The organism is Gordonia bronchialis DSM 43247 (assembly GCF_000024785.1).
GTDB lineage: Bacteria > Actinomycetota > Actinomycetes > Mycobacteriales > Mycobacteriaceae > Gordonia > Gordonia bronchialis.
In genome coordinates this window covers 4,123,577-4,147,289 of record NC_013441.1, presented here as the reverse complement: position 1 = coordinate 4,147,289, position 23,713 = coordinate 4,123,577, and the positions used below count along the sequence as shown (strand labels likewise).

Genomic DNA, 23,713 nt, shown 5'->3' with positions numbered 1-23,713 from the left:
CCGACCGGTCAGCCGTGACCCGGGACGATCAGCACCTTGCGTTGGTCGCCCGGTAAGCCGAGTTCGGTGATCACCCGTCCGACCGAATCGAGTCCGGCTCGTTCACTGACGAAGGCGTCGGATGCCACCGACCCGGTGACGACGGCGCGGGCGGCGGCCTCGAATTCGGCTCGCGTGTAATAGGACACGAACAGCAGGGTCAGCTATTTGACGACGCCGGCGACCGGCAGGAAGCTGTCGGCGGACAGGCACACGCCCGCGACGACGACGGTGCCCAGGGGCGCGGCCGCATCGATCGCCGCGGCGATCACCCCGGGTTTGCCCGCGCATTCGATCACGACGTCGAAAGCCCCGGACGGCACGTCGGCCGGGTCGAGGGACGTCGTCGCGCCGTTGTCCGCGGCGGCGGTGCGACGTGGGCGGCCTTGTCCGAGCAGACGACCGTCGACGCCGTGGACCTCGACAACCAGTGCAGGACAGCCAATCCCACCGGCCCGGCGCCGATCACCAGAACCCGGTCACCCGGTGCGACCCGGGCTGCGCTGACCGCGTGGAGGCCGACGGCAAGGGGTTCGGTGATCGCGGAACCCACCAGATCCACCTCGGCGCCGGCGGGGGCCAGGGTGTCGAGCCGGACGCAGGAACCGGCCGGCACACAAACGAATTCGGCCAGTGCGCCGGCACCCAGCCCGAGCCCGAGGGTCTGAGCCGAGGCGCACCGCGCGATGTCGCCGACGGCGCATGCCCGGCAGTGTCCGCACCCGGCGACCGGCATGACCGCCACCGGCGTACCGGCCGGCCACTGATCGTGATCGGCACCGTTGCCGTGACCGATCACCTCGCCGGCGAACTCGTGGCCCATGATGATTCCCGGCGGGAGCAACGGTGCGGTGGACACGTCGGATCCGCAGATCCCATTGGCCGCCACCCGCAGCAGTAGTTCGCCGGGAGCCGGCCGGGGATCGTCGACGTCGACGACCTCGAAACCGCCCTCGGCGGTGACCGCGGCCCGCACCGGGTCAGTCCCGCGACTTACGGGGCATGGGGCCGTCCCAGCTCTTAGGCACGATGAAGATCCCGTCGGCCTCCACGGTGACACCCGCGGCGTCGGACAGCGTGCCGCGCACGATCTTCTTGCGCCCCTCGCGCTCGGTGATCCAGGACGCCGCGGTCAGCTCGCCGAGGGGTGTGGGCCGCAGATAGCGCATCGTGATGGTGCCGGTGTAGCAGGGCACGTCGTCGGAGCTGGCGCCCTCGCCGAGCACATGGTCGAGGATCATCGCGCACACCCCGCCGTGGACATGTCCGCCCGGACCCTCGTAGGCGGCGCCGAGGGTGAACGAGGCGCGTACGCCCTCGGGAACACGCTCGGTGCGGATCGGCGGGGCGATGGCGTTGCGCAGTCCGATGACGGCGTTGCCCCAGGGCATGCCGGTGTATTCGCGGGTGTAGCGCACACCGTAGGGCCCGTCGATCTGTTCGGCACGCAGGTCGTCGACGACGGCGGCGATGCGTCGTCGGGCGTCGTCGATGGCGTCGTCGCCGACTTCGGTGCGGATGACCGCGTCGATCAGATCGCGCACCGTGTCGGCGAGCGGTGCGTAGAGGTCCCGCCGCCGCGCGACCTCGGCCTCCGATATGTCCTCGAGGGTGAACTCCATGCGACTCCCCACCTTGTGGTCTTCGCCACCTCCGGTGGCCACGAAAACTAGAACGTGTTCTAATTCAATACTAGAACACGTTCTCATTCTGCCGGAATCGCGAACACCGACCAACGCTGCGCGGTGATTCGTCCACTCGGCGGACACAGCTGTCAGGAGTGACATGAGCGCCGACACCATCGACCTCACCGCCCGCGACGAGACCTGGGTCGGGCGGGTGCTGCCCGTGCTGCGCATGGTCGCCAAGACCTACTTCCGTTCGGAGGTGCGCGGCATGGACAAGGTCCCCGACGGTGGTGTGCTGCTGGTCTCCAACCATTCCGGCGGGCTGATGGCCTTCGACGTGCCGGTGATCGCGGTGGCCTTCGCCGAGGAGTTCGGTGAGCGCCGCCCGCTGTACACACTGGCCCACGACCTGATGTTCACCGGCCTGGGCAGGCAGATCTTCGGCAAGGTCGGATTCCTGCCGGCTCACCCACGCAATGCGGTGCAGGCCTTGCGGTCCGGAGCCGCGACCATCGTCTTCCCCGGTGGCGACTGGGAGGCGATGCGCCCCAGCTCACAGGGTGCGCAGATCGACTTCCACGGCCGGACCGGCTACATCCGGACCGCCCTGGAGGCCGGCGTGCCGATTGTGCCGATCGTCACCATCGGCGGTCAGGAAACCCAGTTCTTCATCAACCGCGGCGACGGCCTCGCGAAGTTCCTCGGCGTCGACCGACTGCTGCGGATCAAAAGTGCCCCACTGGGGTTCGGATTCCCGTTCGGCATCACACCCGGCTTCCCGCCGAACATCCCGCTGCCGTCCAAGCTGGTGACCGAGGTTCTCGACCCCATCGACATCACCGCCGAGTTCGGGACGAACCCGGAGATCGCCGACGTCGACGAGATGGTGCGCAAACGAATGCAGCACGCCCTCGACGACCTCGCCCGCCGTCGTCGTTTCCCGGTCCTCGGCTGAGCAGAGAGGAACTCTTCTGATGAATCACCTTCGCGAGCGCGGCGCGTACGTGTGCTGGCTGATCCGCACCCTCGTCGGCAGCGGTTTCCTCGGCAGTCTCCGGCTCGACCGGTACGTCCGGATGGGACTGGCGATGCGGCGTCATGGCGGCGCCTCACCGGTCAGCGGTATCGGGCTCGCCGCGGCACGTGACCCGCACGGACGTGCTCTTCTCGACGACGCCGGCCACCTCACCTGGCGAGAACTCGATGATCGCTGCGATGCGCTGGCGGCCGCCCTCGCCGATCTCGGCGGCCATCGGGTCACCACCGTGGCCATCATGTGCCGCAACCACCGCGGCATCATCGAATCTCTCGCCGCCACTTCACGTCTGGGCCTCGACTCGGTCCTGCTCAACACCGGCTTCGCCGCACCGCAACTGGCCGATGTCCTCATCCGCGAACACGTGGACCTGGTGATCGCCGACGACGAGTTCGACGGACTCATCGCTCACGCGCTCGGACGCAACCCGCAGTTGCGGCACGTGCGCGCGTGGGTGGAGGGGACCGCCACCGGTGACACCGTCGACGGACTGATCGAGGCCAACCTCGGCCGCCGCGCCCCGGTACCCGAGCGGGCCGGCCGCATCGTGCTGCTCACCTCGGGCACCACCGGGACCCCCAAGGGGGCACGTCGCGGCGGCTCCACCGACATCGGTTCGCTCGCCGCGATGCTCGATCGCATTCCGTGGCGCGCCGGCGAGACCACGGTGATCGCCGCCCCGATCTTTCACGCGTGGGGATTCGGGCAGGTCGCGATCTCGGCGACGATGACCTGCACCATGGTGATGCGCCGTCGGTTCGATCCGGTGGCCACCCTCGAACTCGTGCGCGAGCACGGCGCCGGCGGTCTCGCGGTGGTGCCGGTGATGCTCGAGCGGATCATGGATCTGCCCGACGACGTCCTCGACGCGCATCAGATGCCGTCGCTGCGGTTCGTCACCGCCAGCGGCTCACGGATGCGGACCGACGCGCTGCTGGGGTTCATGGATCGCTTCGGGGATGTCGTCTACAACAGCTACAACGCCACCGAGGCCGGACTGATCAGTACGGCCACCCCCGCCGACCTGCGTCTCGCCCCCGACACGGCGGGCCGCCCGCTGACCGGCACCAGCGTCCGGCTACTCGACGACGCCGATCGGGAGGTGCCCACCGGCGAGGTGGGGCGGATCGTCGTCGCCAGTAATTCCGGCTTCGACGGTTACACCTCCAGTGACACCAAGGCATTCGCCGACGGGCACATGGTGTCCGGTGACGTCGGACGCGTCGACGAGCGCGGACTGCTCTTCGTCGTCGGGCGTGACGACGAGATGATCGTCTCGGGAGGCGAGAACGTCTACCCACTCGAGGTCGAGCAGGTCATCGGCGCCCATCCCGCGGTCCGCGAGGTCGCGGTGATCGGCGTCGACGACCCGAAGTTCGGCCAGCGACTGGCCGCCTACGTCGTCCGGGCCCCGCAGACCATCGTCGGCGCCGAAGCGCTGCGCGATCACGTACGCGAGCAGCTCGCGGGTTTCAAGGTCCCGCGCGATGTCCACTTCATCGACGAGCTACCGCGCAACGCCACCGGAAAGGTGCTCAAACGTCAACTCGTGGAGTCGGGGGAGCCCACGCCGGACCGGAAGGTGGGCTGACATGAACGCGAGTGCGGCACAACACATCCGTGGTGAGCGGATGACCGGACCCGACGCGCTGATGCTCAACATGGAGACGCCGAGTACGCCGATGCACACGCTCAAGGTCGCGGTGCTCGACACCGCGGAGCGCGGCCGCGCGATCAGCCTCGCCGAGGTGCGCTCGGTCTTGCCCGGATACCTCGGCATGTTCCCGCGTGCGACGCAGCGGCTCGAATGGCTGGCCGGATATGGGGCGCGGCCGTTCTGGGTGTCCGACAACGACTTCGACGTCGACGCACACCTCGACGAGATGAGCGTGCAGGCGCCCGGCGGCCGTGACGAACTCGACGCGGTGCTGGCCGATCTCGCGGTCCGTCAACTCGACCGGAGCCGGCCGCTGTGGGCGCTGACACTGGTCCACGGGCTGGCCGGTGGAAGGCAGGCGGTGGTGGTGCGCGTGCATCACGCCGTCGCCGACGGACTCGCCGCCCTCAACACGTTCATGGCCGCCACCGCGCCGCGCGGGGAGACCGTGCGGCCGGCACCCGTGTCACCATCTGCCGCCGCAACATCAGCCGCCGAAGGGGATTCGCGCCACCTGTGGCGAGCCGCGCGCGCCGAATCCTGGCGGCTGTTGCGTGGTGTGCCGACCGTGGTCGGTGACTTCGCCCGGGCGACACAGGTCAAGCGGCAGTCGACGGAGGGGCATCGAATTCCCAAGCCGCTGACCGTACGTCGCACCAGTTTCAACGCACGCAGCGGAGCGCGTCGGGTCTGCGCGAGCGGCGACATCAGCTTGGCGGCGGTGCAACGGATCGCGCTGGCCACCGGGACCACCGTCAACGGCGCCCTGCACGGCATCATCGCGGGTGCGACCAGGGCTGAGCTGGTGGCCCGCGGGGAGGACCCGGGTGTCTCGGTGACCGTCTTCGGGGTGTGCCGGGATCTCGCGTCGACACGCACCCACGGAAACGAGATCGCGACCGCCGCAGCCTATCTCCGCAGCGACCTGGCCGACCCGGTGGAGCGGGTGGTGGAGACCTCAGCGAGTTGCGCGGCGGCCGTGGCACGACGACGCGACATCGGTTTCGACCTCACCGCGAAACTCGCCACCTACACCGGACGACTGGGGCCGGTGTTCCGGTCGCTCGCCGCCCATCGGGCACCGTTGGTGATGAACAACATCACCACCGCCAACATGCCGGGGCCGCGGGAGACACGCTGGATCGGTGACATCGAGGTGGTCGACTGGATCTCGTTCGCTCTGGCGATCGCGCCGGCCGACGTCAATCTCACCGCCTACAGCTACGCAGGACGGATCAGCATGGGGCTCATCGCCACACCCGAATCCATGCCCGACCCGGCCGGGTTCATCGAGCGGGTACGAGAGGCGCTCGACGAGGTCGCGGCAGCGCTGGCCGACCAGGAGACGGTCGGGGCGCCGGGACTGGCCAGGGAAGCCGGGTGACCGACTGGGAATCCGGCCTGGCCCGACTGGGTCTGTTCGCCGGGGTGATGCCACGCGCGATCGGCGCCGTCCGCAATGCCGGCCACGGTGACCCGGCATCGGGTGTCCCGGCCGCCGACTGCGGCGCTCGAGCGGTCGGGGAGACCGCCATCGACGAGTTCTTCATCGCCATCAACTCGGTGATCCGCGACATCCCGCCGTTGTCGGAGGTCGAGGCCGCGGTAGCGCGATGTGCGGGGGTCGCCGACGAGTTCGTGGCGTCGAACACCGCTGAGCTCAACGTTGCGCCGGGACCGCCGACGATCCTGGATCGTCGACGAAAAGTATTCGGGACCACCGGCTTCCACCACATCGACTATCGGGTGGCATTGAGTCTGCCGCTGTCGGCCGCGCATGCCGACCCCTACGCGGACGGTATCGCCTCGGTACGGGTGCTGACCCGCGGCGGCACCGGACGGCGGTGGCTCATCTGGGTGCACGGCGCTGCGCAGGGCCGCTCCGACGACCTCTACGCATTCCGCGCGGCGCACCTGCATTCCCGCCTCGGTTACGACGTCGTGTTCCCGGTTTTGCCCGCACACGGATCGCGCCGGATGAAGCAGATCGCCTACCCGGGCTTCGATCCGCTGCGCAACGTGTTGATGACGATGCGCGCGGTCGCCGAGATACGCTCGCTGATCCGGTGGATAGACACGCATCAACCATCGGAGATCACCATCGCCGGAACATCATTGGGCGGACCGATCGCGGCGCTGGTGTCGGCGCTGGAGCCGGCCGTCACCTCGGTACTCGCCGTGGTCCCGATGCTCGACATGCACGCCACCCTCGCGCACCACATGGCGCGCGGTGGGTCCAAGGGCAAGGCCCTGGCCACACTCATGCGATCCGACGCCGTGCGCGCGATCTCCTCGGCGATCGATCCGCTGTCGGTGACGCCACAGGCGGTGCCCGACCGACGCATGGTGGTCGCCGCCCTCAACGACCGCGTGACCTCCGTGACCGCCGCGCAGCGCCTCGGTGACCACTGGTCGGGGCACATTCACTGGTATCCAGGAAGTCATGTGGGCCACGCGATCTCCGGGGACATTCGCCGCGCGACCGACGCCTTCCTGACACCGCCGGCCGGCTGAGTCGCGACGAGGCGAGCGTAGCGAGACTGTCGTGCGTTGGCTTTTCTGCACAGTGTTGTCTCACTGTTGGTTTCGACACGCGGCGGTCTCGCTTCGCTCGTCCGTCGCGGCTCAACCAGCTGAATATGACGTGGCTCAACCAGCCGAGTATGACGCGGCCCAACCAGGAGATGGGAAGCGCGCGGATCAGGGGATCAGGTCGGGATTGGCGTCGGCTCGCAGCTCCGCGCGATCTTCGGGGAGGGTGAACCCATCGGCGATCGAGGCGTCGGCAGCCTTGTCGTAGAGGTGCTGGTAGTTCTCCCGGGTACCGTAGCGGGCCGCGAGAAGATCGCTGGGGATCGGTGTGGTGGATCCGAAGAGAAGGCAGATACGCGATACCGGGTCGGGTACCACGCCACTGAGGACCTGGGTGGCTGCTTCGACGCACGGGGTACGGACTCCGCCGCGAGCGTTGCCGAGCTCGTCTGTCACCAGTTGCGGCTCTTCGGGATTCGTGTGATCGAGCAGCAGCGGCTCGGCCGTCGGCGGTGGCGTGCCTTCGCTCACCCAGGTGTGCAGGTGGCGTAGAGCGGCGCGCAGCACAAAGCGTTGCTGGCCTCGGTTCACCGGTTGCGGACAGCCGAGCATGGATTCGTAAGGGCCGATCTGATGCAGATCCGCGTGGGAGGTGCCGGCGATCTCCCAGGTCCGAATCCGGTCGGTATCCGGCTGTTGCGCGCGGTAAAAGCGAAAGTTGGTGAGTACGTCGGTCTCGGTCTGCACGGTGAACACCGGCACGTCGAGATCCGTCCGCAGGGGCGTGGGTTCACCGAGGAAGGTCGCGCCGACGTCGATACCGGAGTCCGGCTCACCGAGCGGTAGTCCCGCAGCGGCCCGGCTGTGGATCAGATACGCGTCGAAGACTCGGTGCTCGGCGGCGAAACGTGTTGTGTACGTGGTCAACGCCATCGCCGATTGTGATTCACCCACGGCGAGGGTGTGATGTACCGACAGCCCGGCCAGAGGGTGCGCCGGGTCGTCGGCGTCGGGGCTCAAAGCCCGGCCGACTGCGGCGAAGATGTCAAAGCAGTAGGCGTCGCCGGGATGGCGGAGACCGGCATAGCGTTCGGGGTCCTTGCCCGCCAGGCCCTGCGCGCCGGCATCGGCGAGTCCGACCGACCCCTCACCGCCCTCGATCCCGGTGTACTGCGCCGACACACCCGCCCAGGCATAGCCGCCGCGGACGAGTTCCTCGGCGAGATAGGTGTATTCGGGTGCGGCGTCGCTGCCGCTGCTGACGTTGAGCCACTCGACGACGAGGACGCCGTTGAAGCGCTCCTGCGCAACCGGGCGGCGCACCAGAACGCGGGTGGTGAACTCCGCAGGGGCCACCACGCCGTCGGCCGTGACACCCCCGACGGTCCCGTCGAACGCGTACTCGGTCTCGTCGTATCCTGCGGCGGCCAGGTCCGGACCCGGGGTTGCGCTGAGGATCGAACAGCCGTTGCCGCCGGTCAGCTCACGAAAGCTCATGTGTGGACTCATTTCTGCGCGTTGCGGTGTTTCTTGATCACCTCACCGAACACCATGTTCATCTTGGTTCCGGTGGGCCAGCCGACGTAGTAACACAGGAACAGCGCGATCTCCTCGAGTTGCTCGGGTGTCAATTCACCGTTGCCCAGTGCGGCGCGCGCCTGGATCTCGGCGACGTCCACCAGCCCGCCCGCGGCGAGCGCGCCCAACAACAGCAGACGCCGATCCCGAATGGACAGCCCCGCACGGGACCAGACCTCGGCGAACAACTGGTCAGCCGTGTGCGCGAAGTGCAGACCGGGGCCGTCGGACATCTCCCAACCGTAGACCTTCGACATCATCTCGACGCCACGCTTGCGCTGCTCGGTACCCTCGCCTCCGATGGCCGATCCGGATGTCACGATGATTCTCCTTTGTGCGCGTGGCCGACGCCGAGTCCGTCGGCGAGGTCGCGTAGTGCGATCTGTCCCAAGGGGAGGTCGACGCCGAGCTGCTCGGCGAGGCCGAGCGCCAGCCCGAGGTCCTTCTCCCCCAGGGTACGGACGTGGGTGAAGATGCCGTACCAGAAATCGTCGGGATCGATCGGAGCGGTGGTGTCGCGCAACATGATGGCACCGGCACCGCCGGTGATCGCGTCGGTGTGGCGGACGACCTTGCCGAGTTTGGCGATGTCGATTCCGGCCGCCTCGGCGAGTCGCGCCGCCTCGGTGGTGGCGGTGAAGGAGATGAAGTGGAGCAGGTTGCGGGCCAGCTTCATCTTCGTCCCGGCGCCCACGTCGTTGCCTGCGTGCACGATCATGTCGGCGGTCAGCGCGAACGGCTCCTTGATCCGGGTGTAGGAATCACGGTCGCCGCCGACCATGATCGCGAGCCGTCCCTGTTCGGCGCCGGGCGCACCGCCGGAGATCGGCGCGTCGAGCAACACCACACCCGAGGCCGCGCAGGTCTGGGCCAATTCGGTTGCCGTGTCCGGGGAAATCGTCGAGTGAACGGTGATGATGGTTCCGGGGGCGGCGGTGCTGAGCAAGCCGCCGTCACCGGCGACGACGGTACGGACCTGATCGTCGTCGACGACACAGATGCCGATGATGTCGGCCCGTGATCCCAGGTCGGCCAGGGATTGTGCGGCGCCGGCACCCTGGTCGACGAGAGTGGCGACGGCCTGCGGGGCGAGGTCGAAGACGCTGAGTCCACCCGGCCACTTCGCCAGCCGGGCGGCCATCGGGCCGCCGATGTTCCCCAGGCCGACATAGCCCAGACGCGCGCCACTCATGACCGGATGACCTGACCGCCGTCGACGTTGAAGATCTGCCCGGTGATCCACCCGGCCTCGTCGGAGAGCAGGAACAGGCACATGCCGACCAGGTCCTCAGGTGTGCCGAATCGTTTGAGCGGCAACCGGTTCACGATGTCGTCGACCATCTCCTTGGGGGTGGTGGTCCGGGTGGCCTCGGTGTCGATGGGGCCGGGGGCGATCGCGTTGACGCGGATGTTCTGTCCACCGAGTTCGGTGGCGAGCTGCTGGGTGAGCCCGTTGACGCCGACCTTGGCCAGTCCGTAGAAACCGCTGTACAGCCATGCGGCTGTTGAGGATTGGTTGACGATCGCACCACCGTCGGTCATGTGCGGGTAGACCGCGCGGGTCACGTTGAGCGCGCCGTCGAGGTTGACGCTCATGAACTTCTTGTAATAGTCCCACGGCACGGTGATGAGGAAGTCGAGCTTCATGCCACCGTAGATCGCCGCGTTGTTCACCAGGCCGTGGATGGTGCCGTAGGTGTCGACGGTGGCCGCGGCCAGGGCCTTCGCCGACGCCTCGTCGGAGACGTCGGCATTGACGTAGAGGCCACCGATGTCGGCGGCGACCTGCTTGCCTTTCTCGCCGGCGAGATCGGCGATCACCACGTTGGCGCCCTCGGCGGCCAGGCCGCGCGCATACGCCTCACCGATGCCCCCGGCAGCGCCGGTGACGATGTAGGTCTTGTCCTTGAAACGTTCGGAAGTCATTGTGCTGCTTTCTGTGTGAGTGTTGGGTCAGGCGGGCCGGGCGACGGCCTTGGTCTCGAGGTACTCCTCGAAGCCGGCGACGCCCATCTCGCGGCCGATGCCGGACTGCTTGTAGCCGCCGAACGGGACGTCGGCCGAGTACCAGATGCCCCCGTTGATGGCCATCGTGCCGGTGCGAACACCGTTGACGACCTTGTTGATCCGGTCCTCATCGGTGCCCCACACCTGTCCGGACAAGCCATAGGGCGAGTCGTTGGCGATGCGGATGGCGTCGTCGTCGCCGTCGTGCGGGATGATCACCAGAACCGGCCCGAAGACCTCCTCCTGTGCGACCCGGGAGGTGTTGTCGAGGCCGGAGATCAGGGTGGGTTCGACAAAGAACCCCCTGTCCCTGCCGGCCGGCCGGCCGCCGCCGATCTCGATGGTGCCGCCCTCGGAGCGCGCGAGCTCGATGTAGGACTCGACGCGTTGGCGTTGGGCCGCGGAAATGACGGGGCCGCAGATGGTTCCGGAGTCGGTGGGATCGCCGGCCGCGAGTCCGGCGAGCGAGTCGCGGGTGATGGCAGTGGCCTCGTCGAGCTTGCTGCGCGGCACCAGCAGCCGGGTCGTGATGGCACATCCCTGGCCGGCGTGGGTGACCACGGCGAAGGCGGCCATCGAGCAGGCCGATGCGAGGTCGGCGTCGTCGAGGACGATGAACGCGGACTTGCCGCCCAGTTCGAGGAACACCTTCTTCAGCGATTCCGACGCCGCGGCCATCACCTTCTTGCCGGTGGCGGTGGAACCGGTGAACGACACGATGTCGACCCGCGGGTCGGTGGCGAGTTGGGCGCCCAGAGCGTGATCGCTGGAGGTGACGATGTTGATCACGCCCGGCGGGAAGTCGGTCTCCTCGGCGATGACCTTGCCGACGAGTGCCGCGCACCACGGGGTGTCCGGCGCGGGTTTGAGGACCACGGTGCACCCGGCCGCCAGCGCGGGTCCGATCTTCGCGAAGTTGATCTGGTGCGGGAAGTTCCAGGGAGTGATGGCGCCGACCACACCGGCGGCCTCCGCACGTAGTTCGCGGCGGTTCTTCAATCCCATCGGCTTCGCCTCGCCGAGATCGCGGGTCCACTCGTAGGTCTCGGCGAGGTCGGCGAAGTAGCCGAGATCGGTGATCGGACCCTCGAGTTGTGGTCCGTGCGTGAGGAAGACGGGGCAACCCACCTCGGCGACGGTGATCTCGCGGAACTCGTCGGCGTGCGCGAGCAGGGCATCGCGCAGCTGACGCAGGAACCGGGCACGCAGGGCGTGATCGCGCGACCAGTCGGTGGTGTCGAAAGCGTTGCGGGCGGCCGCGATCGCGGCTGACATGTCCTCGGCGGTGGCGTCGGCGGCCTGGCCGACGATCTCCTCGGTTGCGGGGTTGACGATGTCGAAGGTGCTGCCGGAACCGGCGACCTGCTTGCCGTCGATCAGCAGATCGGACGCGGATGCGGGACGAAGGGGCATGTGATCGGCTCCAATGACTGGAAGACTATCTGGACAGGTGTCTGGACTCGCGTTCAAACCTAGTGTAGCCTCGCTCACATGTCCAGTCCCGTATCCCAGGAATCCACTCGCCGGAGACTGACCCAGCAGCAGGCGGAGACCGTCACCCGGCTCACCGATGCCGCCGTCGACATCCTCAACCAGGACGGATTCGACGGTCTGACGGTGCGTTCGGTGGCCAAACTCGCCGGGGTGGCCCCGGCGACGGCCTACACCTATTTCTCGTCGAAGAGTCATCTGGTGGCCGAGGTGTTCTGGCGCCGGCTCTCGGCGGGGGTCTCCGATCCGGATCCGCAGGCCACCCACACCGAACGCGTCGCGCAGGTGTTGCGTGAGGTGTCGATGGTGGTGGCCGGGGAGGGGCAACTCGGTGGTGCGGTGACCATGGCGCTGCTCGGCACCGACCCCGACGTCGAGCACCTGCGACTGCGCATCGGTGGCTTCATCCGCCGACGCCTCGCGCAGGCCCTCGAAACCGACCCCGAGCATCCCGGCCCGCTTCTCGATGCCCTGGAGATGATCTACGCCGGCGGCCTGGTCCACGCGGGTATGGGGCACATGACCTATGAGCAGACATCGGAACGTCTTGTCGCAGCCGCACATCTACTGATGGAGAAGTGATGACCGAGATCGCCGTGGGGACCGAGGGGATGGAGAAACGCATCCCCTTCGATCCCTATGCCTATGACTTCCACGAGGATCCGTATCCCACCTACCTCCGGCTGCGTCACGAGGCGCCGGTGTATTACAACGCGGACATGGACTTCTGGGCGCTCGCCTCGCACGCCGACGTCCGGGCGGGTTTCCGGGACACCGTGCGGCTGTCCAACAGCTGGGGTGTCTCGATGGACCCGTCGTCCTACGGACCCGACGCGCACAAGTCGATGTCGTTCCTGGCGATGGACGACCCCAAGCACATGCGCATCCGCAAGCTGGTGTCCAAGGGGTTCACCCCGCGTCGGGTCAACGAACTGACCGAACGGATCACGACGCTGACCGAACAGCATTGGAATGCGTGTCTGGACAAGGGTGAATTCGACTATGTCGCCGACTTCGCCGGCCTGTTGCCGATGGATGTGGTCTCCGAACTCCTCGGTGTCCCGGAGGCGGATCGCGCGCATCTGCGCACCCAGTCCGATCTGCTGTTGCACCGGGAGGAAGGTGTTCTCGACATTCCCGAGGCCGCCATCTATGCCTACATCGAACTGCACAAGTACTACACGGCACTCATCGCCGACCGCCGCAAGAATCCGGGTGAGGACCTCGTGTCCGCTCTGATCGAGGCCGAGATCGTCGACGACGAGACCGGGGAGAAGACCGCGCTCACCGACGACGAGATCGTCGGGTTCATGGTCCTCATGGTGGTCGCGGGCAACGAGACGACCACCAAACTCCTTGCCAACGCCCTCTATTGGGGCTGGCGCAATCCCGACGAGTTGGCCAAGGTGCTCGCCGACCCGGCGGCAGTGCCGGACTGGACGGAAGAGACGCTGCGTTACGACAACTCCACCCAGATGGTGTTGCGTCGCGTGGTGCAGGACGCGCCGTACGGGGACCTGGTCATCCCCGCGGGGCATCGCGTGCTGCTGCTCGTCGGCTCGGCCAACCGCGACGAAGAGGTCTTCGGTGCCGACGCCGACCGGTACCGGATCGGACGTGACTGCAGTCAGGCCCTGATGAGTTTCGGTATGGGAGCGCACTTCTGCCTTGGTGCGCACCTCGCGCGACTCGAGGCCAACATCGGTCTCGCCGAGGTGGTCAAGACGATCAGCGCGGTCGACATCGACATCGACGCAGCGGTCCGCGTGCACTCGGTGAACGTACGCGGCTTTGCCGAGTTGCCGGTGAAGGTGCAGGTGCGCTGATGGCTTTCATTCCCCATCCGGATCGGCGTCCGGTCCTCGTGGCGGGTGCGTCGTCGGGAATCGGTGCCGTCACGGCCGAATGGCTTGCCGCAGCGGGTTATCCGGTAGCGCTGGCCGCGCGGCGCGTCGAGCGGCTACAGGAACTCGCCGACAAGATCACCGCCGCCGGAGGTGAAGCCGTCGCCGTACCGCTCGACGTCACCGACGAACAGTCGGTCCTCGATTGCGTCGCCAAATCCGAAGCCGCACTGGGTCCGCTGGAGATCGTTGTCGCCGGGGCCGGTGACCTGGCCGTCGGACTCTCGTATCAGACCACGCCCGAGACCTTTGCCGACCAGATCAACATTCATCTGACCGGTGCCTACCGCATCTTCCGGGCCGTCATCGGTGGCATGATCGACCGTGCTCGAGGCGATTTCGTGTTCATCGGTTCCGACGTCGCGATCCGGCCGCGACCCTGGTCGTCGGCGTATGTCGCCGCCAAGGCCGGAATCGACGGTCTGGTCGCCACCATCCAGCTCGAACTCGAGGGCACCGGTGTGCGCGCCGGCGTGGTCCGCCCCGGACAGACACTGACCGGCATGGGGATGAACCTCGATCCGCACGACACCGAGGCCATGCTCAACGACTGGATCAAACACGGACTGGCCCGGCATGGCAATTTCCTTGCGCCCGAACACATCGCGCAGGCCGTCGCCGCCATGGTCACCATGCCGCGCGGTGCGCACATGCGCGCCGTCGAGGTGGAGGCCGAAGGTGCCGTCCCGCGCGCCCGACGAGAACAGCAGATCGAACCGGAAGGAGCCGGACAATGACGGCGTTGACCAAGCCCAGACTTGTCTCCGGCGGTGACGGAGAACACGGCCACCTCGACGAACTGGCCACCGACCCCATCTCGCTGTTCTGGCGGGTCCGGGACGAATGCGGCGACGTGGGGCTGTTTCAGCTCGCCGACCGAGAGGTGGTCCTGGTTTCCGGCGCGGCGGCCAACGAGGAGTTCTTCCGCGCACCTGAGGAAGACCTCGACCAGGCGGCCGCCTATCCGTTCATGACGCCCGTCTTCGGCGAGGGGGTGGTCTTCGACGCGAGTCCCGAGGAACGGTCCAAGGCGATTCACAACTCGGCCCTCAAAGGCCCGCACATGAAACAACATGCGGTGACCATCCCCAATGAGGTGGAACGCATCATCGCGCAGTGGGGTGACGAGGGTGAGATCGACCTTCTGGAGTTCTTCGGTGAGCTGACGCTCTACACGTCGTCGGCCTGCCTGATCGGCCGCAAATTCCGTGAGCAGCTCGACAAGCGGGTGTCGGAACTCTTCCACGATCTGGAGAAGGGGACCGATCCGATCGCCTACGTCGATGCCCACGCCGACATCGAGAGTTTCCGCAAACGCGACGCCGCGCGCGCCGAACTCGTCGAGTTCATCCAGGGGGTGATGAACGACAGGATCGCGAATCCGGTGGAGGACAAAGACGATCGCGACCTGATGGACATCCTCATCCAGGTGGGCTTCGACGCGAACACCATCACCGGCATGTTCATCTCGATGATGTTCGCCGGGCATCACACCACCCAGGGCACCGCCGCCTGGACGCTGATCGAGTTGCTACGTAACCCCGACTACATGGCGCGCGTCTACGCCGAACTCGACGAGATCTACGGCGACACCCCGGCGGGGGAACGGCCGGAATACACCTTCGCCCACACCCGGCAGATGCCGCAGCTCGAGAATGCGCTGAAGGAGGCGCTTCGGTTGCATCCGCCGCTCATCATCCTGATGCGATTGGTACAGCAGGACTTTCACGTCGAGGACTTCGAGGTGAAGGCCGGGCAGACCATTGCGGTGTCACCGGCGGTGTCCAACCGGATACCCGAGGACTTCCCGGATCCGGATGTCTTCGACCCCGACCGGTACAACAAGCCGCGCACCGAGGACCTGGTGAACCGCTGGACGTGGATCCCCTTCGGGGCCGGCCGGCACCGCTGTGTGGGAGCACAATTCGCCATCATGCAGCTCAAGGCGATCTTCTCGGTGCTGTTTCAGAACTACGAGTTCGAGATGCTCCAACCGTCGGAGTCCTACCGCAACGATCACACCAAGATGGTGGTGCAACTGCAGCAACCGTGCCGCGTCGCCTATCGCAGGCGGAGTGGGGTGCGGTGATGCGCATCGAGGTGGACTTGGATCTGTGCCAGGGCCACGGGATGTGCGAGATGGAGGCACCCGAGGTCTTCCGCGCACATTCCGATCACGTGGAGATCCTCGACAAAGAACCGGACGAAGGCCTGCGGCCCGAGGTCGAGGCCGCAGTGATGTATTGCCCTACCCAAGCTTTGAGAATTGTCGACGACAACGAGTGAATGAGAGTGACATGTCTTTTGATCGTGCCGAACTCGAAGAGATGAAACAGCGCTGGCTGGACGCCAACGTCGAGGCCGAGAAGGCCGGCGACTGGAAGCCGCTGGCCGACTTCTACACCGAGGACGCCACCTACGGCTGGAACTACGGCCCGGAGAAGGACTTCATGGCTGTCGGTCGGGATGAGATCCGCGAACTGGCCCTCGGCCAGGAGATGGAGGGCCTGGAAGGCTGGACCTACCCGTATCAGGCGTGGGTGATCGACGAGACCACCGGCGACATGATCGGGCTGTGGAAGCAGGTGTACGAGCGCACCCGTGACGACGGCACCAATTACGCGCTCGAGGGCATTCAGGGCAGCTGGTTCAAGTATGCGGGCAACTTCCAGTTCTCGTGGCAGCGTGACTTCTTCGACTTCGGCAATGTCTCGGCGCTGTTCGTCGAACTGCTGAAGAACAACGCGATGAGCGACGGCATGCTCAAGCGGATCGAGAAGTCGGCGCCGGGGGATCTGCCCGGGTGGTATCCCTTCGGCAAGGCGCCCGTTCCGTTCTGGTGATCTGACATGACTCTCCCAGCCCCGACCTATGCAGGTCTGAGTCAGCGACAGCTCGCCGTCCTCGTTCCCGAACTCCTGTTGTCGGGTCAGATGATCGACCGCAGTGGCATGGCCCATCTCATCAGTGCCTTCGGGCGTGAGGTGATGGGACAGATCGCCATCGAGGAGTGGATGGCGGCCAGCCCGGTGTACACGCACCGGATGCGGACCGCTCTCGGAATAGACGGCGACGGTGTGGAGGACATGTTCAAGTGTCTTCAGCTCGACATCGGTGCGCCCCCGCAGTTCATGGACTTCCGCTACGAGATCACCGATCGATACCACGGTGCCTTCGTGCTGAATCACTGTGGCGCACTGATGGATGTGGAACCGATGGGTGACGACTACGTCACCACCATGTGCCACGACATCGAGGACCCCACCTTCGACGCCACCGCCATCGCCACCAACCGCCGGGCCCGTATCCGGCCGATCCACCGTCCACCCCGACGGCCGGCCGATCGGCACCCCCACTGTGCGTGGACGGTGACGATCGAACCGGATCGCGAAGAACTTCCGTTGCCGCCCGATTCGGTGGAGATGTTCACCACCCGGGCTGGTGACGTGCAGCTGTCGCCGATCGATGCGTCGGCGACCGATGGTCACGTGGACTATCGAGGCCCGCTGTTCGCCGACCTGCAGTTCCGTGAATGGTCGCGATCGGCATTGGTGCGGATCGCCGAAGAGGTTGCCGTGCAACATCATCTGCTCTCCCTGGGGTTCCTGTGGAGTGTTCGACGACACGCCGGCGACGACGAGCAGGTGCGCGACATCTTCCGCAAACAGCTCATCGGGATCGCAGGATTGGCGGCCGACCGGCTGCGTCAGGCGCTGGACCTTCCCTCCGACGCGGCCGGGCTGGCCGCGGTGATTGCCGTTCACCCCTGCCTGGGACCCGTGCAGTACACCGGGGTCCGGGCCGAGGTCGACGGTGACGCCGTGGCCGTCACGATCCCGGCATCGTCGGCGGCCACCGCCGACGGCGGATGGCTCTCGCTGATCGACGCCGAACACCTCGAGCCGTTGCAGGCCATCGGCGTCGCCGTCGACAATCGTTGGGAGATCGCGTCTTCGGAGACCACGGCCGACGGGCTGACGGTGCGCTTCCGCCTCGGGGAGCGGTCCCACAAGGAATCGGGTGAGGTTGCCATCGCCCGGTTCAGTTCCGGGGCCACTTTCGAGTTCACCGATCGCGGGCGCTCCATTCCGATCACGCCGGTGGGTATCTCGGCGTGACCGGAGCCACCGAGGGCCGGGCACCGACCAGCGCAGGCCTGTCCGGACGTGTCGCCGTGGTGGCCGGCGGCACTCGGGGCATCGGTCTCGCGGTGGTCTACGCCCTCGCCGGCCAGGGAGTGTCGATCGTGGTCAACGGCCGAGACAAGGCAGCCGTCGACGATACGGTCGCCGAGGTGCGTGGCGGAGGCGGATACGCGGTCGGAGTGTGTGGTTCGGCGGGATCGGACGGTGTGGCCGAAGAGATGGTCGAGGCCGCACTCGAGCACTTCGGGGCGCTCGACATCGCCATCAACTGCGCCGGCATCGCCGAGCCGGCCGGTGCGACGGTCCTCACCATCTCGAGTGCGGACTTTCGCGCGCAACTCGACGCCCATCTGCTCAGCGCCTTCCACCTCACCCAGGCGGCGGGCCGGGTGCTGGTCGAGCAGGGGTCGGGTTCCATCGTCCTCACCGGCTCGGCCGCTTCCCTCGGAATGTTCGGTGGCAGTGGCTATCCGGCGGCCAAAGGGGGAGTCAACGCTCTCGCCCTCGCGGCGAATGCCGACCTCTCGCCCCGCGGGGTACGGATCAACGTCGTCATGCCGGGCGCCAAGTCGAGACTGTCGAGCGGGGACGACTACAAACGGCACATCGAGAGTCTCCACACGCGTGGCATCCTCGACGAAATGACCCGCGACCTGGCTCTGGACCCCGCACCCCCGGAGTACGTCGCACCGCTCTACACCTTCCTTGCCGGCGACGCCGCCGACCACATCTCCGGCCAGATCTTCAGCGCCTCCGGCGGATTCATCGGTCGCTTCGAACCACAGCAGGCGAGCTTCGTGGCCTACCGCGACCACCAGGACAGCGCTCCGTATAGCCTGGTGGAACTGGCCGAGATCCTCCGGTGACCCTTCGGTTTGTTGAGTAGCCGGAGCGCTGGCGGAGGCGTATCGAAGCCCGGTGTGTCTCGGCTCAATCAGCGGATGGGGTTCGCTGCCGTCTGCGGTCGACCCAGAATCGGGCCCCTTCGGCGATGGCGTCGGTCACGGGTCGGGGATGCCAATCGAGTTCGCGCTCGGCTTTCGCGTGGCTCATCTGCGACATGTGGTGCATGAGCCGGACGGTGTCGATGCGCAGGCGTTGTGAGCGGCCGGTGAGGCGGGCGCGGAGACTGCCGACGGCGCCGGCGGCGTAGAGCGAACGTTTGCCGAGAACCAGCCGGGGTGGGGCGACGCCGGCGGCCGCGGCTGCCGTGGTGATCACCTCACCGAGGTCGATGAATCGTTCGGAGACGATGTAGCGCTCGCCGGTGCGGCCGCGATCTGCGGCCGCGATGAGTGCTCGCGCGGCGTCGTCGACGTCCACCGCCTCGGCGCGCATACCACGGATCCCGAACGGCATCTTGCCCAATGCGGCTGCGGCAACGAACGATCCGTGTGGCGTCGGCTGCCAGTCACCCGCGCCATAGGTGTTCGACACGCACATCGCCACCACCGGCACGCGTTCCTCGCGCGCGTAGCGGAGGGCCAGTTCTTCGCCGGCGACACGCGACCGTACGTAGTCGGTGGCGCTCGCGTGCCAGTTGAACTCGTCGGACTCGTCGACCACCCGACCCGGGTGACGACCGATGGTGGCCATGGTGCTGGTGAACACAAAGGACTCGACACCGACGGTGGCCGCGGCGTCGAGGACCACACCGAGACCTTCGACGTTGGTGCGGAACAGCGGTGCGGGATCGGTCAGCCAGGCTCGGGTGTCGACCGCGCAGTGGAAGACGGTGTCGGCTCCCCGCATGGCGGACTCGATCGACGGTGCATCGAAGATGTCGCCGACGACGTGCTCGTAGGAGAGTCCGGCCAGCGGGCGCAGGTCGCTGGTGGCGCGGGTGAGGACGCGGACACGGTCCGCTCGGTCGCATAGCTGCCGGACGAGATGTGAGCCGAGAAAACCGTTGCCGCCCACCACCAGTGTGGTCATGTCGTCCTCGTGAGTGCGTCGGGGATCAGGTCATCGATCGCGGTCGCGCTTCGGGAGAGCATCGTCGCGAACATCGCGTCGCCGCGCTCGGTCGGTTGGGCAGCCCCGGACCCGAACACCACGATGAGCGGGGCCTGGATGAGGTTGTCCACGTAGTCCTGCCAGCACTGCTGCCACGTGTAGTCGCTGACGCCGTAGGACAGCAGTGCCCGGTGATAGGTCTCGACGATGCCGTGCTCGTGGGCTCGCCGGTCGTCGACGGTGAGACTGGTGCTGAGCAGGAATGCGATGTCACGCAAGGGATGTCCGGAGGTGGTGGTCTGCCAGTCGATGACGGTCACTGCGTCGTCGGGACCGAACAGGACGTTGTCGACGCGCAGATCACCGTGGATGAGCGCCACGTCGGTGATCGGCGTGGTCAGCCAGTCACCGGCACGATCGACCAGCCAGTCGACGGTGGCCGACTCCAGTGGACCCGGACGGAAGCGTTCCCGATACAACTCGGCCATCGGTTCGAGGACCGAATCCATCAGGATGCGGTCATCGGCGGTGGGCAGCGGGAACTGCTCGAGCAGACCCGGATCGTTCCAGCGCGGGCCATGCAGTCCGGCGGCGGCCACCGCAACCGATTCGACCTGTGCCGGAGTGCATCCGGAGATCTGGTCACCCTGCCGGGCGGCGGCCATGTCCTCGAGCAGCAGAACGAACTCGCTGCCCGACTCCGACATCGTCGACGCGAAGCAGCGGGGCGTGGGTACCTCGAACCCGGCGACGAGGCCGCGGTAGAAGCGGACCTCGTTGCGGAAGGCTCCGGACGCGAACGCGCGCTGATCCGCGTTGCCGATCGCCAGTTTCGCGACCATCGAGCGCGGAAGGTCGGTGGGCTTCGCGTACGTCAGATCCAGCCGGAACGATCCGGCCATCTGGCCGGTACCGACGGGGGTGATCCGCACGTCGGTGATCCGGTCGTCGCGCCCGTGCTCAACCAGCAGGGCGGTCAGCCATTGCGGTGTCAGATCTTCTGCGCTGACCGGGATCTCGGTCACGGGTCCATCCTTCCCGGATTCACCGGACGGGTGGTGAGGCCGGCGGGTCGCCGACCTCGGTACGCCTCGACGACGGGGGCGAGCTCGGTGGGTGTGGCGCCGTGCAGGATCACCGAATCGACACCGAGATCGAACTGGCGGGCAACTGCTTTCGCGCATTCTGTGGTGCTGCCGGTTGCCGAGTCGGCGATCCAGCCGGCGGGAATGGCCGCGGCGAGCTCGGCGAGTTCATCGGGTTGTGCGGTGGCGTCGATCGGTCCGCGGGCCCCCGTGAAGGCCTGGGTCGCCCGGACCCGGTCCAGATCGCCGGCGGCCCAGCCGTTGACGGCCATAAGCGGTTCCGGATAGCCCTGCAGGTAGGTGGCCAGCCGCCCGTAGAGGCGGCGCAGCCGATCGGTGTCATCGAGATGATCACCCACCGTCGCGAGCACGGACCAGATCCGGACAGTGGCCGGGTCGCGGCCCGCCCGCTCGGCCGCCTCGCGTACTGTGCGCACCGCAGATCGTGTGGCGTCATCGGTGAGGAAGGTATGCAGGACAACACCATCGGCGATGCGGCCGGCGAGTTCGAGTGTCTTCGGACTCATCGTGACGACCATGATCGGCGGCGGCGGACGCAGTGTCACACCGAGATTGAGCAGCGGATAGCTCCCGGCCGGACCGTCGTGGCCGATTACCATCTCACCGGCCCACAAGCGGCGTAACAGGACGGTGATGTCCTCGAGTTGGGCGCCGGTGATGGTGGACAGCCCGAGGATCTGCCATTGCGCGGTGATCCCGCGGCCCAGTCCGAGGGCGAACCGGGAACCGGTCAGTTCGGCCAGGGTGGCTCCCATGGTGGCGGTGACGATCGGGTGACGCGTGCTGTGATTGGTTGCCGCGGTGGCGATCCCGAGGCGGCTGGTGGCGGCGCCGAGGGCACCGCACAGCGCCGCAGCGTCCTTGATGTTGAAGCGTTCGGACACAAAGGCGGTGCCGAAACCGAGTTCATCGGCGAGCTGCGCCTCGGCGACGAGCTCGGCCGGGGTGACCGGATGCCGGGAGAGCGCGTAGTAGCCGAGCTCGGTGAGTTGCTCGGAGGGGCTGTGCACGTGCGGTTCAGACCGTGGTGACCGCGTCGGTGGCGGCCACCCGGTAGGTCCGGGAACGGGCCTGCATGGTCCACAGGGTCCCGTCGCCCGCGGTGATTCCTTCCGACTTCAGCGCGCGCTTGAGGATCTTGTTGGTCGCGGTGGTGGGCAGGTCGTCGGCGATCCGGACGTGACGTGGCCAGGCCTTCGGCGACAGATCCGCTTGTGCAGCAAGCTGTTCGGCGAAGCGTTCGGGATCGAGGACGGCGTCATCCTGCAGCACGATCGCAGCCATGACCGCGTCGCCGACGTGCTCGTCGGGTACTGCGTACACCGCGACGCGATTGATTTCGGGTATGCGCAACAGGATGCGCTCGATGGGGCCGGCCGCGATGTTCTCGCCGTCGACGCGCATCCAGTCCCCGGTGCGCCCGGCCAGGTAGATCCAGTCATCGGCGTCCTTGTAGGCCAGGTCGCCGGACCAGTACATGCCGTCGCGTAACCGCTCACCGGTCGCCTCGGAGTCGTTGTAATAGCCCATGAACATGCCCCCGCCGTCCACGTTGACGAGTTCACCGATTGCCGCATCGGCGTTGGTCAGTGCGCCGGTGGCGTCGAATTCTGCACGCGCACATTCGGTCCGGGTGTCCGGGTGATAGACCGCGACGTTCGGGAAGCCGCGGCCGATGGATCCGGGCGGGGTTCCCGGTTCCCGGGTGATGATGATCGCGAGCTCGGTGGATCCGAATCCGTCCCAGACGGTGCACCCGAACCGTCGGGCGAAGTCGTTGATGTCGCGATCGGTCGCCTCGTTCCCGAACGCCACCCGCAGCGGATTGTCGGCGTCGTCGGGTTGTTCGGGGGTGGCCAGTATGTAGGCCAACGGTTTTCCGACGTAGTTCATGTAGGTGGCGTTGTAGCGTCGGATGTCGGACAGGAACGTCGAGGCGGAGAACTTGGCCGGTGCGATGGCGGCGCCACCACACAGGGCCACGCAATAGCCGCCCATGAGTGCCGCGGAGTGGAACAGCGGCATGGACAGGTAGCAGACGTCGCCGGGGCCGATGTTGTACTTGTCGGCGAGCACCGGACCGGCGAACGGGATCATCATGTGCGCGAACTGGACCGGCTTGGGGTTGCCGCTGGTGCCAGAGGTGAAGATCAGCATGAATGTGTCGGTGGCGGTGGGCACCGAATGTGGTGTCAGCTCACCGGCATTCGCCAGCAGGTCGGTCCAGGCCGACGTCGAGGTGTCGAAGATGCTGACGCCAGGCAGATCCAGTCCGTCCAAAAGTGTCCGGTGCTCGGCGTCGGTGAGCAGGATCTGGCAGTCGGCGCGGAGGATGTCGGCGGCGAGGCCCTCGCCACGTCGGGTGTTGTTCACGCCGACCGTGACGTAACCGCCGAGGGCACCGGCGGCCAGTGCCATCAGCATGTCCGGGGTGTTGCCGAGCAACGTTCCGACGTGCATCGGCCTGCTGCGGTCGGCGACACCGAGGACGGCGGCGGCCATGCGCCCGGCGTCATGAATGTATTCGCGCCACGTCCAGGTGGTTCCCTCGTAGGTGATCGCGAGGTTGTCGTCGTCGGCGCGGGCGTGGAGGAGTTGGGTCACCGTGTCGGCCATGCACCGAATCTAGAACGT

The 23,713-nt window shown here is 67.0% G+C and carries 25 protein-coding genes; 12 read left to right on the top strand and 13 right to left on the bottom strand.

Annotated features, from left to right (window positions below):
* Nucleotides 1–8: 8 nt before the first annotated feature.
* From GBRO_RS27585 to GBRO_RS19165, 4 genes are read right to left on the bottom strand one after another with little or no spacing between them, the layout of a single operon-like run.
* The gene (locus tag GBRO_RS27585; protein WP_321574000.1) at nucleotides 9–188 is read right to left on the bottom strand and encodes a hypothetical protein; all 180 of its coding nucleotides are present in this window, start codon (nucleotides 186–188) and stop codon (nucleotides 9–11) included.
* A gap of 15 nt (nucleotides 189–203) precedes the next feature.
* Nucleotides 204–362: a hypothetical protein gene (locus GBRO_RS27580; protein ID WP_321573999.1), complete on the bottom strand. Its 159-nt coding sequence runs from the start codon at nucleotides 360–362 to the stop codon at nucleotides 204–206.
* Nucleotides 335–1,015 (bottom strand): alcohol dehydrogenase catalytic domain-containing protein, encoded by a 681-nt coding sequence (locus GBRO_RS19170; protein WP_321573998.1) that lies wholly within the window; start codon nucleotides 1,013–1,015, stop codon nucleotides 335–337. Before GBRO_RS19170 ends, GBRO_RS27580 begins: the two co-directional genes overlap by 28 nt.
* 4 nt (nucleotides 1,016–1,019) lie before the next feature.
* A complete protein-coding gene (locus GBRO_RS19165) occupies nucleotides 1,020–1,661 on the bottom strand; it encodes a hotdog domain-containing protein (protein ID WP_012835537.1) in 642 nt (213 codons plus the stop codon).
* A gap of 163 nt (nucleotides 1,662–1,824) precedes the next feature.
* Here GBRO_RS19165 and GBRO_RS19160 point away from each other — a divergent pair, with 163 nt between their 5' ends.
* The 4 genes from GBRO_RS19160 to GBRO_RS19145 are packed head-to-tail and all read left to right on the top strand — an operon-like array spanning nucleotide 1,825 to nucleotide 6,874.
* Complete coding sequence (locus GBRO_RS19160) at nucleotides 1,825–2,622, top strand: lysophospholipid acyltransferase family protein (RefSeq protein ID WP_012835536.1); 798 nt, start codon at nucleotides 1,825–1,827, stop codon at nucleotides 2,620–2,622.
* A gap of 16 nt (nucleotides 2,623–2,638) precedes the next feature.
* On the top strand, nucleotides 2,639–4,294 hold the full coding sequence (locus GBRO_RS19155; RefSeq protein WP_041919982.1) for an AMP-binding protein: 1,656 nt from the start codon (nucleotides 2,639–2,641) through the stop codon (nucleotides 4,292–4,294).
* A gap of 1 nt (nucleotide 4,295) precedes the next feature.
* The gene (locus tag GBRO_RS19150) at nucleotides 4,296–5,744 is read left to right on the top strand and encodes a wax ester/triacylglycerol synthase domain-containing protein (RefSeq protein WP_041919981.1); all 1,449 of its coding nucleotides are present in this window, start codon (nucleotides 4,296–4,298) and stop codon (nucleotides 5,742–5,744) included.
* Nucleotides 5,741–6,874, top strand: coding sequence for an alpha/beta fold hydrolase (locus GBRO_RS19145; RefSeq protein ID WP_012835533.1), 1,134 nt, complete (start codon nucleotides 5,741–5,743; stop codon nucleotides 6,872–6,874). Before GBRO_RS19150 ends, GBRO_RS19145 begins: the two co-directional genes overlap by 4 nt.
* Nucleotides 6,875–7,060: 186 nt before the next feature.
* Here the strand turns inward: GBRO_RS19145 and GBRO_RS19140 are convergent, their stop codons facing one another.
* The 5 genes from GBRO_RS19140 to GBRO_RS19120 are packed head-to-tail and all read right to left on the bottom strand — an operon-like array spanning nucleotide 7,061 to nucleotide 11,890.
* Complete coding sequence (locus GBRO_RS19140; RefSeq protein ID WP_012835532.1) at nucleotides 7,061–8,389, bottom strand: alpha/beta hydrolase domain-containing protein; 1,329 nt, start codon at nucleotides 8,387–8,389, stop codon at nucleotides 7,061–7,063.
* A gap of 8 nt (nucleotides 8,390–8,397) precedes the next feature.
* A complete protein-coding gene (locus GBRO_RS19135; RefSeq protein ID WP_052298439.1) occupies nucleotides 8,398–8,730 on the bottom strand; it encodes a carboxymuconolactone decarboxylase family protein in 333 nt (110 codons plus the stop codon).
* Between the two features lie 56 nt (nucleotides 8,731–8,786).
* Nucleotides 8,787–9,662: an NAD(P)-dependent oxidoreductase gene (locus GBRO_RS19130; protein WP_012835530.1), complete on the bottom strand. Its 876-nt coding sequence runs from the start codon at nucleotides 9,660–9,662 to the stop codon at nucleotides 8,787–8,789.
* On the bottom strand, nucleotides 9,659–10,396 hold the full coding sequence (locus GBRO_RS19125) for an SDR family oxidoreductase (protein WP_012835529.1): 738 nt from the start codon (nucleotides 10,394–10,396) through the stop codon (nucleotides 9,659–9,661). Before GBRO_RS19125 ends, GBRO_RS19130 begins: the two co-directional genes overlap by 4 nt.
* 27 nt (nucleotides 10,397–10,423) lie before the next feature.
* Nucleotides 10,424–11,890, bottom strand: a complete 1,467-nt coding sequence (locus GBRO_RS19120; RefSeq protein ID WP_012835528.1) for an aldehyde dehydrogenase — start codon at nucleotides 11,888–11,890, stop codon at nucleotides 10,424–10,426.
* A gap of 78 nt (nucleotides 11,891–11,968) precedes the next feature.
* Here GBRO_RS19120 and GBRO_RS19115 point away from each other — a divergent pair, with 78 nt between their 5' ends.
* The 8 genes from GBRO_RS19115 to GBRO_RS19080 are packed head-to-tail and all read left to right on the top strand — an operon-like array spanning nucleotide 11,969 to nucleotide 18,883.
* Entirely contained in the window at nucleotides 11,969–12,550 is a 582-nt protein-coding gene (locus GBRO_RS19115; RefSeq protein ID WP_012835527.1) for a TetR/AcrR family transcriptional regulator, read from the top strand.
* Nucleotides 12,550–13,794 (top strand): cytochrome P450, encoded by a 1,245-nt coding sequence (locus GBRO_RS19110; protein WP_012835526.1) that lies wholly within the window; start codon nucleotides 12,550–12,552, stop codon nucleotides 13,792–13,794. Before GBRO_RS19115 ends, GBRO_RS19110 begins: the two co-directional genes overlap by 1 nt.
* On the top strand, nucleotides 13,794–14,609 hold the full coding sequence (locus GBRO_RS19105; RefSeq protein WP_012835525.1) for an SDR family oxidoreductase: 816 nt from the start codon (nucleotides 13,794–13,796) through the stop codon (nucleotides 14,607–14,609). The genes GBRO_RS19110 and GBRO_RS19105 overlap by 1 nt, the downstream gene beginning before the upstream one ends.
* On the top strand, nucleotides 14,606–15,961 hold the full coding sequence (locus GBRO_RS19100; protein ID WP_012835524.1) for a cytochrome P450: 1,356 nt from the start codon (nucleotides 14,606–14,608) through the stop codon (nucleotides 15,959–15,961). Before GBRO_RS19105 ends, GBRO_RS19100 begins: the two co-directional genes overlap by 4 nt.
* Nucleotides 15,961–16,158, top strand: a complete 198-nt coding sequence (locus GBRO_RS19095; protein ID WP_012835523.1) for a ferredoxin — start codon at nucleotides 15,961–15,963, stop codon at nucleotides 16,156–16,158. Before GBRO_RS19100 ends, GBRO_RS19095 begins: the two co-directional genes overlap by 1 nt.
* An 11-nt stretch (nucleotides 16,159–16,169) precedes the next feature.
* Complete coding sequence (locus tag GBRO_RS19090; protein ID WP_012835522.1) at nucleotides 16,170–16,715, top strand: Cif family virulence factor; 546 nt, start codon at nucleotides 16,170–16,172, stop codon at nucleotides 16,713–16,715.
* Nucleotides 16,716–16,721: 6 nt separating this feature from the next.
* Entirely contained in the window at nucleotides 16,722–17,990 is a 1,269-nt protein-coding gene (locus GBRO_RS19085) for a hypothetical protein (RefSeq protein ID WP_012835521.1), read from the top strand.
* Nucleotides 17,987–18,883: an SDR family NAD(P)-dependent oxidoreductase gene (locus GBRO_RS19080; protein WP_012835520.1), complete on the top strand. Its 897-nt coding sequence runs from the start codon at nucleotides 17,987–17,989 to the stop codon at nucleotides 18,881–18,883. Before GBRO_RS19085 ends, GBRO_RS19080 begins: the two co-directional genes overlap by 4 nt.
* Before the next feature lie 64 nt (nucleotides 18,884–18,947).
* Here the strand turns inward: GBRO_RS19080 and GBRO_RS19075 are convergent, their stop codons facing one another.
* The 4 genes from GBRO_RS19075 to fadD1 are packed head-to-tail and all read right to left on the bottom strand — an operon-like array spanning nucleotide 18,948 to nucleotide 23,695.
* Nucleotides 18,948–19,952: an NAD-dependent epimerase/dehydratase family protein gene (locus tag GBRO_RS19075; RefSeq protein WP_012835519.1), complete on the bottom strand. Its 1,005-nt coding sequence runs from the start codon at nucleotides 19,950–19,952 to the stop codon at nucleotides 18,948–18,950.
* Complete coding sequence (locus GBRO_RS19070; protein WP_012835518.1) at nucleotides 19,949–20,998, bottom strand: phosphotransferase family protein; 1,050 nt, start codon at nucleotides 20,996–20,998, stop codon at nucleotides 19,949–19,951. The genes GBRO_RS19075 and GBRO_RS19070 overlap by 4 nt, the downstream gene beginning before the upstream one ends.
* Complete coding sequence (locus tag GBRO_RS19065) at nucleotides 20,995–22,089, bottom strand: TIGR03857 family LLM class F420-dependent oxidoreductase (protein WP_012835517.1); 1,095 nt, start codon at nucleotides 22,087–22,089, stop codon at nucleotides 20,995–20,997. The genes GBRO_RS19070 and GBRO_RS19065 overlap by 4 nt, the downstream gene beginning before the upstream one ends.
* A gap of 7 nt (nucleotides 22,090–22,096) precedes the next feature.
* Nucleotides 22,097–23,695 carry a fatty-acid--CoA ligase FadD1 gene (gene fadD1 / locus GBRO_RS19060; protein ID WP_012835516.1) on the bottom strand — a complete coding sequence of 533 codons (1,599 nt, stop codon included), beginning with the start codon at nucleotides 23,693–23,695 and terminating at the stop codon, nucleotides 22,097–22,099.
* Between the last annotated feature and the right edge of the window lie 18 nt (nucleotides 23,696–23,713).

Coding starts and splice junctions, on each gene's coding strand:
- GBRO_RS19120 (WP_012835528.1), bottom strand. CDS start 11,890: ATGCCCCTTCGTCCCGCATCCGCGTCCGATCTGCTGATCGACGGCAAG.
- GBRO_RS19075 (WP_012835519.1), bottom strand. CDS start 19,952: ATGACCACACTGGTGGTGGGCGGCAACGGTTTTCTCGGCTCACATCTC.
- GBRO_RS19150 (WP_041919981.1), top strand. CDS start 4,296: ATGAACGCGAGTGCGGCACAACACATCCGTGGTGAGCGGATGACCGGA.
- GBRO_RS19110 (WP_012835526.1), top strand. CDS start 12,550: ATGACCGAGATCGCCGTGGGGACCGAGGGGATGGAGAAACGCATCCCC.
- GBRO_RS19105 (WP_012835525.1), top strand. CDS start 13,794: ATGGCTTTCATTCCCCATCCGGATCGGCGTCCGGTCCTCGTGGCGGGT.
- GBRO_RS19115 (WP_012835527.1), top strand. CDS start 11,969: ATGTCCAGTCCCGTATCCCAGGAATCCACTCGCCGGAGACTGACCCAG.
- GBRO_RS19130 (WP_012835530.1), bottom strand. CDS start 9,662: ATGAGTGGCGCGCGTCTGGGCTATGTCGGCCTGGGGAACATCGGCGGC.
- GBRO_RS19135 (WP_052298439.1), bottom strand. CDS start 8,730: ATGATGTCGAAGGTCTACGGTTGGGAGATGTCCGACGGCCCCGGTCTG.
- GBRO_RS19125 (WP_012835529.1), bottom strand. CDS start 10,396: ATGACTTCCGAACGTTTCAAGGACAAGACCTACATCGTCACCGGCGCT.
- GBRO_RS19140 (WP_012835532.1), bottom strand. CDS start 8,389: ATGAGCTTTCGTGAGCTGACCGGCGGCAACGGCTGTTCGATCCTCAGC.
- fadD1 (WP_012835516.1), bottom strand. CDS start 23,695: ATGGCCGACACGGTGACCCAACTCCTCCACGCCCGCGCCGACGACGAC.
- GBRO_RS19090 (WP_012835522.1), top strand. CDS start 16,170: ATGTCTTTTGATCGTGCCGAACTCGAAGAGATGAAACAGCGCTGGCTG.
- GBRO_RS19100 (WP_012835524.1), top strand. CDS start 14,606: ATGACGGCGTTGACCAAGCCCAGACTTGTCTCCGGCGGTGACGGAGAA.
- GBRO_RS19165 (WP_012835537.1), bottom strand. CDS start 1,661: ATGGAGTTCACCCTCGAGGACATATCGGAGGCCGAGGTCGCGCGGCGG.
- GBRO_RS19095 (WP_012835523.1), top strand. CDS start 15,961: ATGCGCATCGAGGTGGACTTGGATCTGTGCCAGGGCCACGGGATGTGC.
- GBRO_RS19160 (WP_012835536.1), top strand. CDS start 1,825: ATGAGCGCCGACACCATCGACCTCACCGCCCGCGACGAGACCTGGGTC.
- GBRO_RS19085 (WP_012835521.1), top strand. CDS start 16,722: ATGACTCTCCCAGCCCCGACCTATGCAGGTCTGAGTCAGCGACAGCTC.